Source organism: Brevibacillus sp. HB1.2, assembly GCF_013332495.1.
Lineage (GTDB): Bacteria > Bacillota > Bacilli > Brevibacillales > Brevibacillaceae > Brevibacillus > Brevibacillus porteri.
The window spans coordinates 24441-38253 of sequence record NZ_JABMIU010000001.1 but is presented as its reverse complement, the minus strand read 5'-3'; the positions used below and the strand labels follow the sequence as shown (position 1 = coordinate 38253).

General features: G+C 43.7%; 15 protein-coding genes and 1 riboswitch. Of the genes, 4 read left to right on the top strand and 11 right to left on the bottom strand.

Annotated features, from left to right (window positions below; genetic code table 11):
• Window position 1 precedes the first annotated feature (1 nt).
• The 10 genes from HPY28_RS00195 to HPY28_RS00150 form a co-directional block, all read right to left on the bottom strand.
• Window positions 2-472 carry a MarR family transcriptional regulator gene (locus HPY28_RS00195; protein WP_174229824.1) on the bottom strand — a complete coding sequence of 157 codons (471 nt, stop codon included), beginning with the start codon at window positions 470-472 and terminating at the stop codon, window positions 2-4.
• A gap of 154 nt (window positions 473-626) precedes the next feature.
• Entirely contained in the window at window positions 627-893 is a 267-nt protein-coding gene (locus HPY28_RS00190; RefSeq protein ID WP_174229823.1) for a hypothetical protein, read from the bottom strand.
• A gap of 116 nt (window positions 894-1009) precedes the next feature.
• On the bottom strand, window positions 1010-1468 hold the full coding sequence (locus HPY28_RS00185; RefSeq protein WP_035291094.1) for a GreA/GreB family elongation factor: 459 nt from the start codon (window positions 1466-1468) through the stop codon (window positions 1010-1012).
• A 221-nt stretch (window positions 1469-1689) separates the two neighbouring features.
• The gene (locus tag HPY28_RS00180; protein WP_174229822.1) at window positions 1690-2847 is read right to left on the bottom strand and encodes a diguanylate cyclase domain-containing protein; all 1158 of its coding nucleotides are present in this window, start codon (window positions 2845-2847) and stop codon (window positions 1690-1692) included.
• A gap of 149 nt (window positions 2848-2996) precedes the next feature.
• Window positions 2997-5189: a M56 family metallopeptidase gene (locus HPY28_RS00175; protein ID WP_174229821.1), complete on the bottom strand. Its 2193-nt coding sequence runs from the start codon at window positions 5187-5189 to the stop codon at window positions 2997-2999.
• Window positions 5190-5203: 14 nt separating this feature from the next.
• Window positions 5204-5587: a BlaI/MecI/CopY family transcriptional regulator gene (locus tag HPY28_RS00170; RefSeq protein WP_173621970.1), complete on the bottom strand. Its 384-nt coding sequence runs from the start codon at window positions 5585-5587 to the stop codon at window positions 5204-5206.
• Between the two features lie 165 nt (window positions 5588-5752).
• Entirely contained in the window at window positions 5753-7867 is a 2115-nt protein-coding gene (locus tag HPY28_RS00165) for an RCC1 domain-containing protein (RefSeq protein WP_174229820.1), read from the bottom strand.
• Window positions 7868-7945: 78 nt separating this feature from the next.
• Window positions 7946-8521: a TetR/AcrR family transcriptional regulator gene (locus HPY28_RS00160; RefSeq protein ID WP_174229819.1), complete on the bottom strand. Its 576-nt coding sequence runs from the start codon at window positions 8519-8521 to the stop codon at window positions 7946-7948.
• A gap of 146 nt (window positions 8522-8667) precedes the next feature.
• Window positions 8668-10257 (bottom strand): catalase, encoded by a 1590-nt coding sequence (locus tag HPY28_RS00155; protein ID WP_174229818.1) that lies wholly within the window; start codon window positions 10255-10257, stop codon window positions 8668-8670.
• Between the two features lie 80 nt (window positions 10258-10337).
• Window positions 10338-11078 (bottom strand): 2-phosphosulfolactate phosphatase, encoded by a 741-nt coding sequence (locus tag HPY28_RS00150; RefSeq protein WP_371813433.1) that lies wholly within the window; start codon window positions 11076-11078, stop codon window positions 10338-10340.
• Window positions 11079-11192: 114 nt separating this feature from the next.
• On the opposite strand from HPY28_RS00150, the gene HPY28_RS00145 reads away from it, so the two are divergent.
• The 3 genes from HPY28_RS00145 (at window position 11193) to HPY28_RS31030 (ending at window position 12456) form a co-directional block, all read left to right on the top strand.
• A complete protein-coding gene (locus HPY28_RS00145; RefSeq protein ID WP_017248915.1) occupies window positions 11193-11639 on the top strand; it encodes a hypothetical protein in 447 nt (148 codons plus the stop codon).
• A gap of 443 nt (window positions 11640-12082) precedes the next feature.
• Window positions 12083-12352: a hypothetical protein gene (locus HPY28_RS00140; RefSeq protein ID WP_020477524.1), complete on the top strand. Its 270-nt coding sequence runs from the start codon at window positions 12083-12085 to the stop codon at window positions 12350-12352.
• Entirely contained in the window at window positions 12349-12456 is a 108-nt protein-coding gene (locus HPY28_RS31030; protein ID WP_354142434.1) for a hypothetical protein, read from the top strand. The genes HPY28_RS00140 and HPY28_RS31030 overlap by 4 nt, the downstream gene beginning before the upstream one ends.
• A 140-nt stretch (window positions 12457-12596) precedes the next feature.
• Here the strand turns inward: HPY28_RS31030 and HPY28_RS00135 are convergent, their stop codons facing one another.
• On the bottom strand, window positions 12597-12800 hold the full coding sequence (locus HPY28_RS00135) for a cold-shock protein (RefSeq protein ID WP_007729289.1): 204 nt from the start codon (window positions 12798-12800) through the stop codon (window positions 12597-12599).
• Between the two features lie 430 nt (window positions 12801-13230).
• On the opposite strand from HPY28_RS00135, the gene HPY28_RS00130 reads away from it, so the two are divergent.
• Window positions 13231-13575 carry a rhodanese-like domain-containing protein gene (locus tag HPY28_RS00130; RefSeq protein WP_254613036.1) on the top strand — a complete coding sequence of 115 codons (345 nt, stop codon included), beginning with the start codon at window positions 13231-13233 and terminating at the stop codon, window positions 13573-13575.
• 84 nt (window positions 13576-13659) lie between these two features.
• Window positions 13660-13812: riboswitch (cyclic di-AMP (ydaO/yuaA leader) on the top strand.
• Window position 13813: the final 1 nt, after the last annotated feature.

Sequence of the window (13813 nt, the reverse complement as noted above, 5' to 3'; positions counted from 1 at the left end):
CTCATTCCTCACCTTCAGTAAAGCCCGCGAAATAATAGAGAATGTCACCCTTTTCAGTTACACTTAGCTCAGCGAAACCGTCTTTTTGAAGCTTACTTAAAATATTTTGGGCTTTTTCTATCGTAAGAGTAGATTGGGACGCGATATCCATTGGCGTCACATAGCCCTGCTGATCACGCGCAAGAGAAAGAATAAACAGGATATTCTCGGACTCGAGGCTGTCAAAAAACTTGAGCTTCTTGAGACATTTTGACTTTGCCCTTTTGTATTTAATTTCAAGTGGCAGTCCCAGGATGAAACCAAGTGCCATGGCATATACCCCATAATGTAAGGCTGTCATTTTATAAGGAATGTACGTTTCATATCTGTCCCCATATAATGAGAGCAGAAAGGCTTCCACATAAGGTTGTAGGATCGGCTGTAGCCAGAGAGATAACAACCAAATGAAAATCATTATCCCAAGAACAATCATGAAATCCCTTCTTTTCACTCTATTTTTCCGAAATATCGTTCGACTAAATTTTACCTGAATAAATATAAAAAGACACTAACAAATTGCTAGCGTCTAGGGACCCATTTTTCCATGTTTCTCGAAGTATAATGAAAGCCTGCAATCAGTCCTACTCTCACTTGCTTTTTTTGATTTCTCCAAAACAAACCCTAGAAGGGAGATTCTTTACATCCTCATTGTGATAAGCATGGATGATATCCGGTACATACTCTTCCGTCAAGCGGATGCCTGCCAGAATCATTTCCTTTTCTTCTTCTGACACGCTGAATAACGAGTCACCACATTTTTCGCAAACCATCACCCACCGCGCCTTCAGCTTCTGCAGGTGATTCATATCCCATTGCACGTCCTGATCACATGTTGGACAGGCAATTGTTTTCATCGTCTTTTCCTCCTGTACGCACAGCATGCTTTTCTTGCATTTTACTTAAATGGACAAGAAAAGACACTAACATCGTGTTAGTGTCTTTTTACATGATCGATGCGATGGGTAGATTTCTAAGGTGACGAGAATCCCCCCATATATGTAAAGCTTATCTCCCGTACCTGCACCTGTTGCCTGCCAACCGGACTTTCCAGCACAACAGAATCGTGTGGAGCCGCTAGCAGCAGCTGCCTGCCTATGGGCGATAAGAATGAAATTCTGTTGTTATCCGGGTCAATGTCTGTGGGATACACCACAGTAAATGACTCCTCAAAATGATCTTCTTCAAATAGCACTTTTACGCTGCTGCCTAATAAAGTAATTGCTTTAAGCGATTGAAAGAGTGCACTGTCTTCTTTTGCCAAAAGGCTTTCGAGTGTTTGCTTGTAACGCTCGACAATCTCATCGATGGATTGCTTTTCTTTTCCGTAGTTCCGTACATATTGATCGTAAAAGAGTGAATACTGCTCGTCAAAAAAGACAAGCTGGTTGATCAGATGATTTCTGGTGCCATTCAAAATACTAGGGTTCATAGTAGATTTCACCCCCCAGTTGAGTTTCATAGACATGTTTGATAAACGTAATGTTCTTCATCGGAAAAACCCTCCTTAAAAAAATAGCCCCCGAAGGGACTCTCATCATTGTATCAATAATTTCAAAATGATTCCATCGACTGTTTAGAAATCTCTACTTCCGTTGCGGGTAATGGGCGTTTGAATCTGTGGCTGGTAGTACAAAACCAGCTCGTCATTCTTTACCGCTTTCTCAAATCCCTCTCCAGTTCGATACGCATCAACACTTGGTCATCGAGCTCATTGGTAAAAAGCTGAAATCCGTTTTTGCCGTTTTTCTTCACTCCGTACATGGCAGCATCAGCATTTTTGAGCAATTGCTCTTCACTACTTCCGTGATCGGGATACACGGCTACTCCAATACTCGCCGAGACGTAATAATCTTTTCCTTGCAAGCGATAGGGGATCTCGATTTCCTTGACCACTCGATCAGCCAACGTCGAAAACTCGTGATCATCTTCAACATTTTGGCAGATCAGTGCGAATTCATCACCACCCATACGAGCAATCATCACATCGAATCCTTCCGCGCTTTTTTTGATCCGATCACTCACTTCTTGCAAAAAATGATCCCCATACATATGGCCCAGAGAGTCATTGATCATTTTAAAACAATCGATGTCCAATACCAGCACAGCAAATCGCGTATCCTGTTCGCTATTGTTAACAATCGCCTCCTGCAAGGCTTGATGGAGCTTCCTTCTGTTCGGCAAGCCGGTTAAATCATCGTGAAACGCCTGATATTCCATCATCGATTTCGCGCGATGCTCCAGCGTACGTATCTGGTCTTCGTACGCCTCCAGGACCAATTGCTGCTCAAAGCTGAGCAGCTTCGTAATGGCTTGAGCCAGTTTTTTCGAATCAGGATAATCGTCTTTCCGATCATCTATCATTCGCATGAGTGTGCCTAACAGGTTTTGAAAAGAACCCATGTACCACTTGGGAGGAAGCCCGATTTTTTGATGAACCATCGCTATCTTCAATCGTTTTTCAATGAAGGCAGGATCGATCCGGCCGTCAAACATCTCGATTAAATGATTCATTAAGGTTTGACGTAAACGTTCAGCGGTTGTGTGCTCCATCACGATTTGTTTCAAAGAGTCCACATGGAGAATCGATTCATAAAAAGAAGAAGTAATCTGCTCAATTTCAGTCTCAATGACAGGACGAAACGCTGCGATTAATTGCAAATCCTCTTCCGTCAAGTTAATCATGTTCATTTGTGCGATAACTTCGGTGTTTCCTTCTATTAATATCCGTGCAGAATCGTCTGCCGGCGAAATCGACGGTTGGCAGCATGCAGCGCTGTTTTCCTTGGACGAATTTGATGACTTCTGCATTTACATAGATTCTCCCTTTCCATAGAACCAACGTACTTATAGGCTCATGCTTATTCATAAATATTCATTCGACATAATTCTACATTGTCCTCTCATCGGGGAAAAGGAAAGAGTCTGCACGATTTATGTACAGACTCTACATGTTCCCGCTACTTTTTCAGATCAATCGCCTTTTCCTTTACCAGAGCTGCTACCAATTGCTGTTGCACGTCCGCTTCTACTTCTTTGAACGTCACTTTCAAGCAGACATCTTCTTTTAACCAAAAATAAGTGTGGTTGTCCTTATCCTTTGGGCTACTAAGTGTATCATCGACTTTATACGGCGCTGTGCGAAATACTTCTTGGCCACTGATGTTCAAAGAAGTGACAGGAACTTCAAATTTTGCACCGTCTATTCTCTCAAAAGGGACCTTTTTTGTTTTTCTTATGTTTTCCACAATGGATTTGTCCTTGATTTGGGCAAACAACACGATCGTTTTTGGTTTTTCAGGATTTTCAAACGTGAGATGAATGGTGCGCTTGTGTTTATCCTCTTCGTTTTCAGGGTAACTAAAATTGAGCTTTTTGTTAACATATGCTCCTGTTGCCTTGTATCCTCCAGGCAGCTCCAACGGAAAGACTGGTGCAAAACCGATCATTCCTGAGAAGTACTCCAGATCCTCTAAATCATAGATATCACTATTCAGAAAGTCGTAGTTTACGTATGTTTTTCTCAATTCTGCATTTGGAGCTTGAAACGATTCAATTATTTTTGCGATCTCCTTATTTTCTAATGGAGCTTCCCCCTTTATATAATAATAGAGACCCTCATCGCTCCAGAGATAGACAACGTCTTTAAAAACTGAGCCCTCTTTAGTTGTTGCCGTTCTTGTATTAACCTTTACAGATTTTCCTTTCAGGGATATCTGTTCTTGTGAGAGTGTGGAGTCGACGCTACTCTTCGAAGTTCCATCATCCGATATCACTTTAAAAGATTCCATCGTGTTCTCGACTGTGCTCACTCCGATCATGAGAGAGATGTTCTCACTTTGGAACAAGTGTATCACTGTATTTTCCGAAGGTTCTGATTCGCTCGAGTGAAGGATATTGCTGTTTTTGTACGAAACCTCCGACGGCAAATAAGATGGAACTTTGAAAGAAAAACCAGCCAGCCTTTCAGCCTTTTCCAGCCTATTGGTCACCTTGCTGGATGTATTGCCAAACAAAGGACGCAATTTTTCGTCTTGGTTTACAGCCACCTGGAGTGGAGTAGGCTCTGCTGCGTTGGTTAACGTCACTACACTAATGGCTAACCCGCAAGCCACCGCTAAAGCCGATAACGGGTAGGAACCTTTTTTGAACTTTGAAATCATTTGAATTCTCCTTTTCATCTGATCAGAATGATGGGAATGGTGAAAATAAAGTGGATACGACAGGGGGCGTCTCTCCGAAATCCGTCGCGCAAAAGAAAGCAGTGTCATGCCATAGGAAATCGCTTCTTTCTCCCCCAATACCTCCAAAACGTATTCATCACACGCAAGTTCCATATCTGCTTTCATTTTGCGAATCCATAACCAGACGAGCGGATTCATCCAATGGATAGCGAGTGCGAGAGAACCTAGGAAGCTCCACAACAAATCTTTGCGTTTGTGATGAGCGAGCTCATGCGAGAAGACGTGGTACAACTCGGCGTCTGACAACGATTGATATACGTCCCGCGGACAATAAACCCAAGGTGAAAACAGATTAGAGATTAACGGGCCCTTTGCCAGTGTCCCTGTATAGACGTGTATTTTCCTTTTTACCCCAAACTTCTTTCTGCAATCATCCATGATGGAAAACACTCTCTCATCCGTCACTCGCATTAAAAAGCGTTCTTTGTTGTGTATCTTGTACAGATAGGCGAATAGCCTCGCCAACAAAAAGACTACTCCGACAAGCCACACTACTGTGAGAACTTGGATATAGATTGGATGCGAGGAAACTGCATTCATCCCTTCATCCTTAGCTGCTTCGGTTTGTATCTGATTTTTCTCGTTGTCTTTTAATTCGTGGGAGACTTCTGAGATGACGACAGGAAGTTGTGTGTTTGGCATTAGTTGTGGTTCTGCGGAGAAAGAAAGCGGCTGGGCAGCCGACATGCTGTTACTTGCCCAGAAAACCCAGGTAAAGAGGCTGAATGAACTCTCCGGTAGCACGGGGATCATTAGGCGTGCCAAAACGATGAACCATAACAAATGATGCATGCGCCAGCTAATCGCTTGGCTAACTCCTTTTTTTATGGCTACCAACAAAATAGCTACCAGGCTTGCCCCCAACGAGGCGTAGCACATCCACAAAAAAATACTCCCTAGAATATCCATTTACAGGTCCCTCATCATTGCTTTTTCTTTTGTTTTTCCGTCAATATTTTTTGCAGCTTGTCTATTTCTTCGTTGGATAACTGCACATCTTCGAGAAAATTGGTCATCATCGTGCCTACAGCCCCATTAAAAACACGTTTCAAAAAGGATTCGCTTTCAGCCCGTTTGCATTCAGCTTCTTGGACGAGTGGGAAATATCGGTAGCTACGGCCAGATTTTTCATAGCTGATTGCTTTCTTTTTGAGCAACCTGTTCAAAAACGTGCGCACCGTCTGCTCTGTCCATTCGATATCGGCTGGTAAACGCTCAATGATTTGCTCTGCTGTTGCTGGATGATCTCTCCAGATCACCTTCATGATTTCCCACTCGGCCTCCGATATTTTCGGAATGTTGTTCATCACGTCATCACCTCTTAGATTTACAAATGTAAATTTAACCTCTGCTAAGATATTACAATTGTAAATTTAAACTGTCAACCATCTTTTTCCATATCTTCTAAAAACGGCAAAATAAAAAGCACAGTGGAAAATGAATGCTCCCACTGTGCCGATTCTTCCCGTCTGTTATTGTCTGACCATATCTGGTTGAAGCTCACCTTTTCCGTATGGATTATCGCCAATCAATACGATCTTATCATCTTCAGTGACCAGTACATGATAATGCGAGCCTGGTCCTTCGATCGCATAGTCGTACGAAGAGGAAATCAGTCTAACAGGCGCAGCCACTTTTTGTTTTTTTAGCGGTTCCCATTCGTGTTCAAAGATTTGCCCATCCTTCGTAATCCGCAAACGTCCGCTCATCATGGCAATGTCTTCTTCCGTTTTGGGTTCCAACTTCACTTTGATAGCTCCTGCGTCATTTCCTTCGCTCTCAGGGTAAACCTGCATTTCCTGAACCTTACCTGCTTCGTTGATCGCCCAAACTGATGCGATATCCTTTGTATAACGGACAAAATACTCTGGTGCAAGCTCACGAATTCCTTCCAAACCAGCTATCTGTTCAAATGAAGTGAACGGTTCATCATTCTTCCGTTCTGCGTACAATACCTGACCATTTTTCGTCACAGCAAAAAACGTATAAAGATTGGTATAAAGCTTGGTCACATCCGCTGCCAATTTTGAATCGATCTTGAGGGTTTCCACTTTTTGTGGGCGCAAGTTCGTGATGACATATACCCCTCCGCGTTCAGCGGAATCAAAACTGAATTCCACCGTCAGGAATTGGTCATCTTCCGTACGTAACAAGAGATGCTCCTCTCCACCAACGAAATCCTTGATCCGAGAAGGCAGTGCCAATGTTTCACAGCTGCTAAATTCACTGGTCCACAACTGGATTTGTCCGTTCTCATTTAAGGTAACCGGAGAATCCATGATGCTATCCAATGTTTTTACTTTCGTAGGTCCTTTCACTTCATATGGCACTCGATCCGCGCCAAAACTCCATACAGAACCATCCTTTCGGACGAAGTACGGTCGATTCAGCTCAGTTACTACTTGTTTTACATCACGTAATTCGCCCAATTCTGTCCATTTGTCAAAGGTAACAGGGATTCGTCCCAGCTGTCCTGTCATATTGCTGCCAAATGAATAGACGTTTCCTTTTTTATCGAGAGCAATCACATGGTCGGTTCCTGCTTGTACGTCTGTCATATCAGAAAGACCCGCTATTTTGACAGGCTCCTCGAGCTCATTTTCCAGATTCGCACCGAGCATTCCAAGTGTATTATCTCCCCAGCCCCAGACAGTTCCGTCCGCTTTTACGATCAAGTACAATCCTTCTCCGCCAACTGCCATCCGTGTGGCACCATCTGCATGAGCGGCACGCACTACTTTTTCATTTTCTTTTGTATTGTAGCTATACACTTCGCCTTTTTCTGTTTGGATTAAAGCGCGATCCGTGTAATCGACGGCTATTTGTTTGACTTTCCCTGGGATATCCATTACCTGCAGGTTTTCTGTGTTCAGCTCTCCGGATTTGCCATCGAGATAAAGAAGCTTCCCTTGGTCATCTATGGCAAACAAGGAAAAGGCTGAGCTATACATGTCACGGATATTCGAAAGCTTCGTCACCTTTTCTGTTGCTTTCGCTCCTTCTTCCCATTTCAGTACGGTACCGTCTTCTTTCAGTAAAAAGAGTACGCCTTCATGAAGATCGAGCTGCTGAATGTTCTTGATTTTATCCAGACCGGCCAGTTTTTCTGGTGCTTTCTTTTCATCGATCTGCCATACATCACCGGCGCCCGTCAGGACATAATCCGTCGTGACTTGCTTGGCATTTTTGAACCCTGCTAGCTTGTGCGGTTCATACTTCTTGTCAGATTGATAGCCCCATTTCCACACTTGCCCATCCTCGGTGAAGGCATACGAAATACCTGGCCTCCACCCATAGCCTGCTTCATCAAAAATGACGCCTGTTGCAATGGCAGTAATCCCTTCCAGCACCGGCTTATTCTCCAATGATTTCCAAGACTTCGCAGTTATGTCCGAAACATCCGCTTTCGTGTCATCTTGACTGCAAGCCTGTAGCTTCACCTCGGTATTGCCTATCGTGCCAGCCGATGTTTCTACTTTAGTGGAACCTGCCTTCGCAGGGGATGCAGCAACGACCCCACCCGTCGTCAATAAGGAGAGTACCGCGGCATAGCTCAACAGTACTACCCATTTCTCTCTTCGTATCATTATGAATCTCCTCGCCATCGTCTAATGTAAACATTTGTAAGACGCTGGCAACTCGAATTGCGTCACTGTTTTTTTCAATTACTTTAGCACGCTTCTCACTGTTTCAGTCCAGATATCCCTCTGATCTAGCTCAATCCCCATCAGCATGTAATTACTGATATTATCAACGACGAGTGCTAGAATATGAGCTTTTGCTACGACACGATCAGGCGTGACGACACCTAACTCTATCCCTCGCTCTAATAAGGAGGTAAAGCCCTGCAAAAAATCTTCTTGCATCATACGTAGCTTGTCACGGTACTTCTCTTTTTGACTGACAGACAGCAGAAATTGATTGAAGACACGTAAAAAGGCATAATCCTCTTCCTCGCTCGGCAATAGCTTCAACCCAGATTCGATAAGAAGTTCCGTGAAATTGTCAGCTGTAAAATCTGTAACCGTAAAAAAATGAGAGAATGTATAATTTCCAAACAGTTGTTCAAACAAATAATCGAGAAGTGCGTCCTTTGATGCAAAGTGGTAGTAGATCGCCGGCTTCGTGATCCCTACTTCTGTAGCGATCATCGTCAGGCTCGTCTTTTCAATCCCATGCTCCGCGAATAATTGATAGGCTGCTTCTACAATATGTTGATGTGTTTTATTATCTTTTGACATGAAATAACGTCTCCTTTGGCAAATCGATCCCATACGTTTTAGCCTACTGATTGTTAAGTCAAATTGCAACCGGATACAAAAAAGAGCTTTACCATGGCTTCGGCAAAGCTCCGCTGTTCATTCAGTCTTATTGTTGACTCGGGTCATCAGTAAGGCTTGGACGGACGGGACTTCTGTTCGGCTTCCTTGACAGCCGCCCCGGGATTCGTTGCGCCCATCGGTCCGCCCATCTCTTTGCTATTTCCGCCATTGCCCTGTGCGACTCCAGCTTTCAAACGCTGACCGTACTCTTCGTCACATTGCGAGAAGAATCCAAGCATTTTTTCTTGAATGCGAGGATCACAGGAGAGGAGTGCATCCGTCAGATTGGCAATGAGATCTTCTCTTTCCCAGTCTTCCATGAGGCGATAACGTTCTCCCGCCTGTTTGAAATCGTTGGTGCGATCAATTTTTTGACGAACGACCTTCCCTTCTACTTCTGGCTGATGATCAGGAGCGGCTTGCTTGGCTTCCTGCAATCCGCCAATCGTCGATGGCTCATAGTTAATATGCCGCTGCGCTCGATCTACATGGTACAGCATTTGACCGCCTTCCTGGTTGGTAGCGACATGCTTTTTGGGAGCGTTGACCGGAAGCTGCAAGTAGTTGGCGCCAACCCGATAACGCTGCGTATCGGAGTAGGAGAAGGTCCTTCCTTGCAGTAGCTTGTCATCAGAAAAATCAAGTCCATCCACTAAAACACCTGTCCCAAATGCTGCTTGCTCGACCTCTGCAAAATAGTTGTCCGGATTTTTATCCAGTACCATTTTGCCGACAGGAAGAAACGGGAATTGATCTTCGGGCCATATTTTCGTTGGATCAAGTGGATCAAAATCGAGCTCAGGGTGATCGTCATCACTCATGATCTGGACGCACATTTCCCACTCCGGATATTCTCCTCGCTCAATCGCTTCGTACAAGTCCTGTGTGGCATGATTAAAGTTTTTCCCTTGAATCTCTTCCGCCTGTTTTTGTGTCAAATTTTTAATCCCTTGCGTTAACGGCTGCCAATGGTATTTGACCAGGACCGCTGTTCCTTCATGGTTTACCCACTTGTACGTGTTTACGCCAGAGCCTTGCATTTGCCGATAGTTCGCTGGTATTCCCCACGGGGAGAACAAAAACGTGATCATATGCATGGCCTCAGGCGTGTTCGAGATAAAGTCAAAGATCCGTTCCACGTCTTGTATGTTTGTGACAGGATCAGGCTTGAACGCATGTACAAGATCAGGAAACTTCATCGCATCCCGAATGAAAAAAACTTTGAGGTTATTGCCAACCAGATCCCAGTTCCCGTCCTCTGTATAAAACTTCACCGCAAACCCACGTGGATCGCGCAATGTTTCGGGAGAATGTGTGCCATGAATAACCGTAGAAAACCGTACAAACACAGGCGTTTTTTTCCCCTGCTCCGAAAACAGCTTTGCTCTCGTGTACGTAGAAATCGGCTCATCACCAGCGGTTCCATATGCTTCAAAATAGCCACGCGCTCCTGCTCCTCGGCTATGCACGACACGCTCAGGTGTTTTCTCCCGATCAAAATGTGTGATTTTTTCCAGAAAGTCGTAATTCTCCAGAACCGTTGGCCCGCGATTTCCAACGGTCCGCAGGTTCTGGTTGTCTGTAATCGGATGGCCTTGGCGATTCGTCAGGATATTTTCTTCTGACTGGTTGATGGACTTGCTGTTGTCATCCATATGAATCCTCCCTGTCCAGTTTTTCTCATGTATGGTTCATAACCATGGTTACCGAATGAGGGATTCTTTATGCGAAAAGACTAATTAGCTTCGTAAGCAAAATCATCGTTAAGCACTGGAACCGTGAAACTCTGATTCCATTCCGCTGCAAGTGCGACATCTTCCGGGTATCCCTTGCTGATCAGTTCTTGGCCAGAAGCACATTTCTGCAAATAAGCAAGAAGATGATCTTGGGCTGATCGGAAAGCTGCCACCGCCATTTTGGCCTCTGGTGACAATCGATATTCCTCCAATTCGTGAAGCAGCGCACCTGCCGCAATCATATCCTCAATAGCGGGTCGCAATGCTCCATTTCCCCATCGTTCACCGCAAGCAATAACCGTCACAGTTCCTTTCTGCTGTTGTATGTATCTGGCGACGGATGATGCATTTCGCAAGCACGCAGCGATTACCTTCGCACCTGTTTTCTTTGCCAGCAAGGTACAGGTCGATCCATTTTGCGAGGGCAACACCATTCTACTTCCCATCGGAACCGTTTTCAGACAGGCGGGTGAAAGGGAGATTGGTTCTCCACGTTTTCCAGCAAGAAGCGCTACTTTTTGTTTAGCGAATGCTACGGCTGACTCATCCTTCACCTGATAAGGATAGACGATCCCTCCACGTCCCGTTACGATATCGACACACGTGCTGAAGGAGAGCACATCGATAATGACGATCATATCCGATGCTGCCCCGACCTGTTCCACCCCTTCGTATCCCCAATCAAATCGAGCCGTATAGTTTAGTTGTTTGCATACAGGCGTTTCTCCCAAAACCTCCACCATCCTCTATCAAAAATAGTTACTCGTCCCCTTACGTTCGCCGTTACAAATCAAGGCAAGAAACAATATCGTATTATTGTCCCACTAGAATACTCAAGAATGGAGTGAACATGGATGTCTGAAATCGAATACGACGACGATCAAGGTGTTACGGAAAAAAGAAGTCACAGACGCCCACGAAGAAATACTGTGAGAACAACTGGTATTTTGCAAAATAACCTCGCTGTTGCTCTCACCGCTCACCTCGACCTCGTAAATCTGAACACAGAAGAGGTTGAAGTACGTGTGCAAGTATTGAACTGGGGTAATGCAGTTACGCAAACGAATCCAGTTAGCACCTTGCTTGACATCACGCAATTTATCCCTGCGAATACTCGCACTGCTTTCAATGCGCTGGTCCCCGCTTCTTTCCACTATGAAGTGCGCCTTACCGTAGCAGAAAACAACAGAAATGTCCTTCTCACCACTTATGGCCGTACTTCTATCGGTGGCGGTCAAGTTGTTGGTCTTTCAGTTCTTGACAGTCAATTCCAAACTGTCGAAATCGAAACTTGTATTTAACTACTTTGTAGGAAGAAAATGAGGAATTATGGTGGGACGCCATAGTTCCTTTTTTTATCCATTCGCATGCAGGAACAGGCGCTGAGGACGATCCCAACGCCTTTTATAATGCTCCCATAGACTGAGACACGGGAGGTTAAAAAATAAGTTATAATAAGAGCATGGAAAAACGGAACCAATATACCTCAGAGTTTAAAACAAAGGTTGTCCTGGAGGTCCTCCGGAAGGAGCAGACCGTGAACGAAATTGCTGGCAAGTACGAAATGAGTCTCTAAATGAAGCAAAACCCGATCAATTTTACGCCCATACTATCGAAAAAATCGCATCCTAAAAACAAATAACGAATTCAATCGTCGATATATCGTACTTGAGGGTAATAATAATGTGCTTTATGACTTAACTTCTGATGTAATGAAAAGATAATTTTAAGGGGGAAGAAAGTGGTGAATAATCAATGTAATTTAAAATGGGCTGATTTAAGCGATCCAGTTAAAACGATAATAGAACACATTGATATCAATTGTTGTGATGAAGATTTTCAAGTTGGAACTAAACTAAATATACCGTATTTTAAGGGGAGATTCACTCAAGAAATGGCAGATGCAATTCTCGAATATCAATATTCAACTGAAAATTTAAACGAAAATTGTTATTCTGCCGAACTGCAAGATGGTGTATTGATGATAAAATTCGTTAAGAGTTCAGAGAGATAGCTCGTTATGTCCAATTTTATAACCAGGAGCGCCCTCATCAATCTCTAAATGAAGCAAAACCCGATCAATTTTACGCCCATACTATCGAAAAAATCGCATCCTAAACACTAGGACTACGAAAAGGAGGACATAACTTATTCCTCAAAAAATCGTGTCTTGACAACGGGGAGCATTACATTTTGCTTCTACGACCACGACAAAAAAGAAACTGCCCTCGAATGGACAGTTTCTTTTAAAAGGAGACTTACAGTTTTACTACGTTCTCAGCTTGTGGGCCACGGTTGCCTTGAACGATGTTGAATTGAACTTTTTGACCTTCGTCCAAAGTTTTGAAACCGTCACCTTGGATTGCGCTGAAGTGTACGAATACATCGTCTCCGCCTTCTACTTGAATGAAACCGAAACCTTTTTCTGCGTTAAACCATTTTACTGTTCCGTTCGTTTGCATTTAAAAAAACCTCCAAAAATTCAATTTGAATATGCTAGTCATATTTACCGAAGCAAATAAAGCTCACATATCATGAAGGAATACCAGATCATGTGCTATGATACGCCTTCATGATACGTGAATTTTACCTACTCAGCAAATATACAAATGTCATGGGACGGAACTGCAAAATTAAAAACTAAACCTTTTGAAAACCTAAAACAATGAAAGCCCTTCCTCTCTTCCATCCTTGCGGCTCCGATGACCGCGCCAGTGTGAATCGGGGATTCAAAAATGTTATCCATCAGCATACAAACACCTCGATGAATGATTAGGTATCAATTTTTCAAGTAGCAATCTCATTCTACCATGGTTGTCCAAAAAAAGCAACCGTTCACCCTTATAATGGGAAGGCGATACTCTGTTACAATAGCATTGGGAGGGATTTCATTTGCAAAATCATACTTTGACAACCATTCAATTATCAGAAATGCTTGAAAAGAAAGTGCCTGTACTATTAGTGGACGTACGCGACGTCGAAAAATTTATCACCGGCAGCCTCGTTCACGAAAATGCATCGACCCGAAACGCACCCTATCTTCTAATGAAAGAACAGGACAAGCCGTTCGATGAAGAAACCGAAAAACTTGCGCAAAATGTGCAGATTGTTACTGTATGTACAACCGGTAACAAAGCTCAAAAAGCTGCCGCTCTTCTTCGTGAGCATGGTTTTCAAGCAAATGCATTGGAAGGCGGCTTAACCGCATGGAAGGAACAATCAAACGGAGCGAAATGAGCCTAATTTATCAACGATTCTAGCTTTTTGCCATATATTACTCCTTTATTTCGATTGGGATTGTCTGATATCGTTGTTCATGCCAAACGAAATAAGCCGAGACTTTCTGAAAAGGAAGTGCGGGGGACTTTTTAGTGGATGAGCAATTCCACATGGGGTGAATCGCCGAATTGGCGTAGGGTTGTTTCCTCAACCCGAATCCGACAACTAACCTCGTAGGCAAAAAAAAGGAGAGATT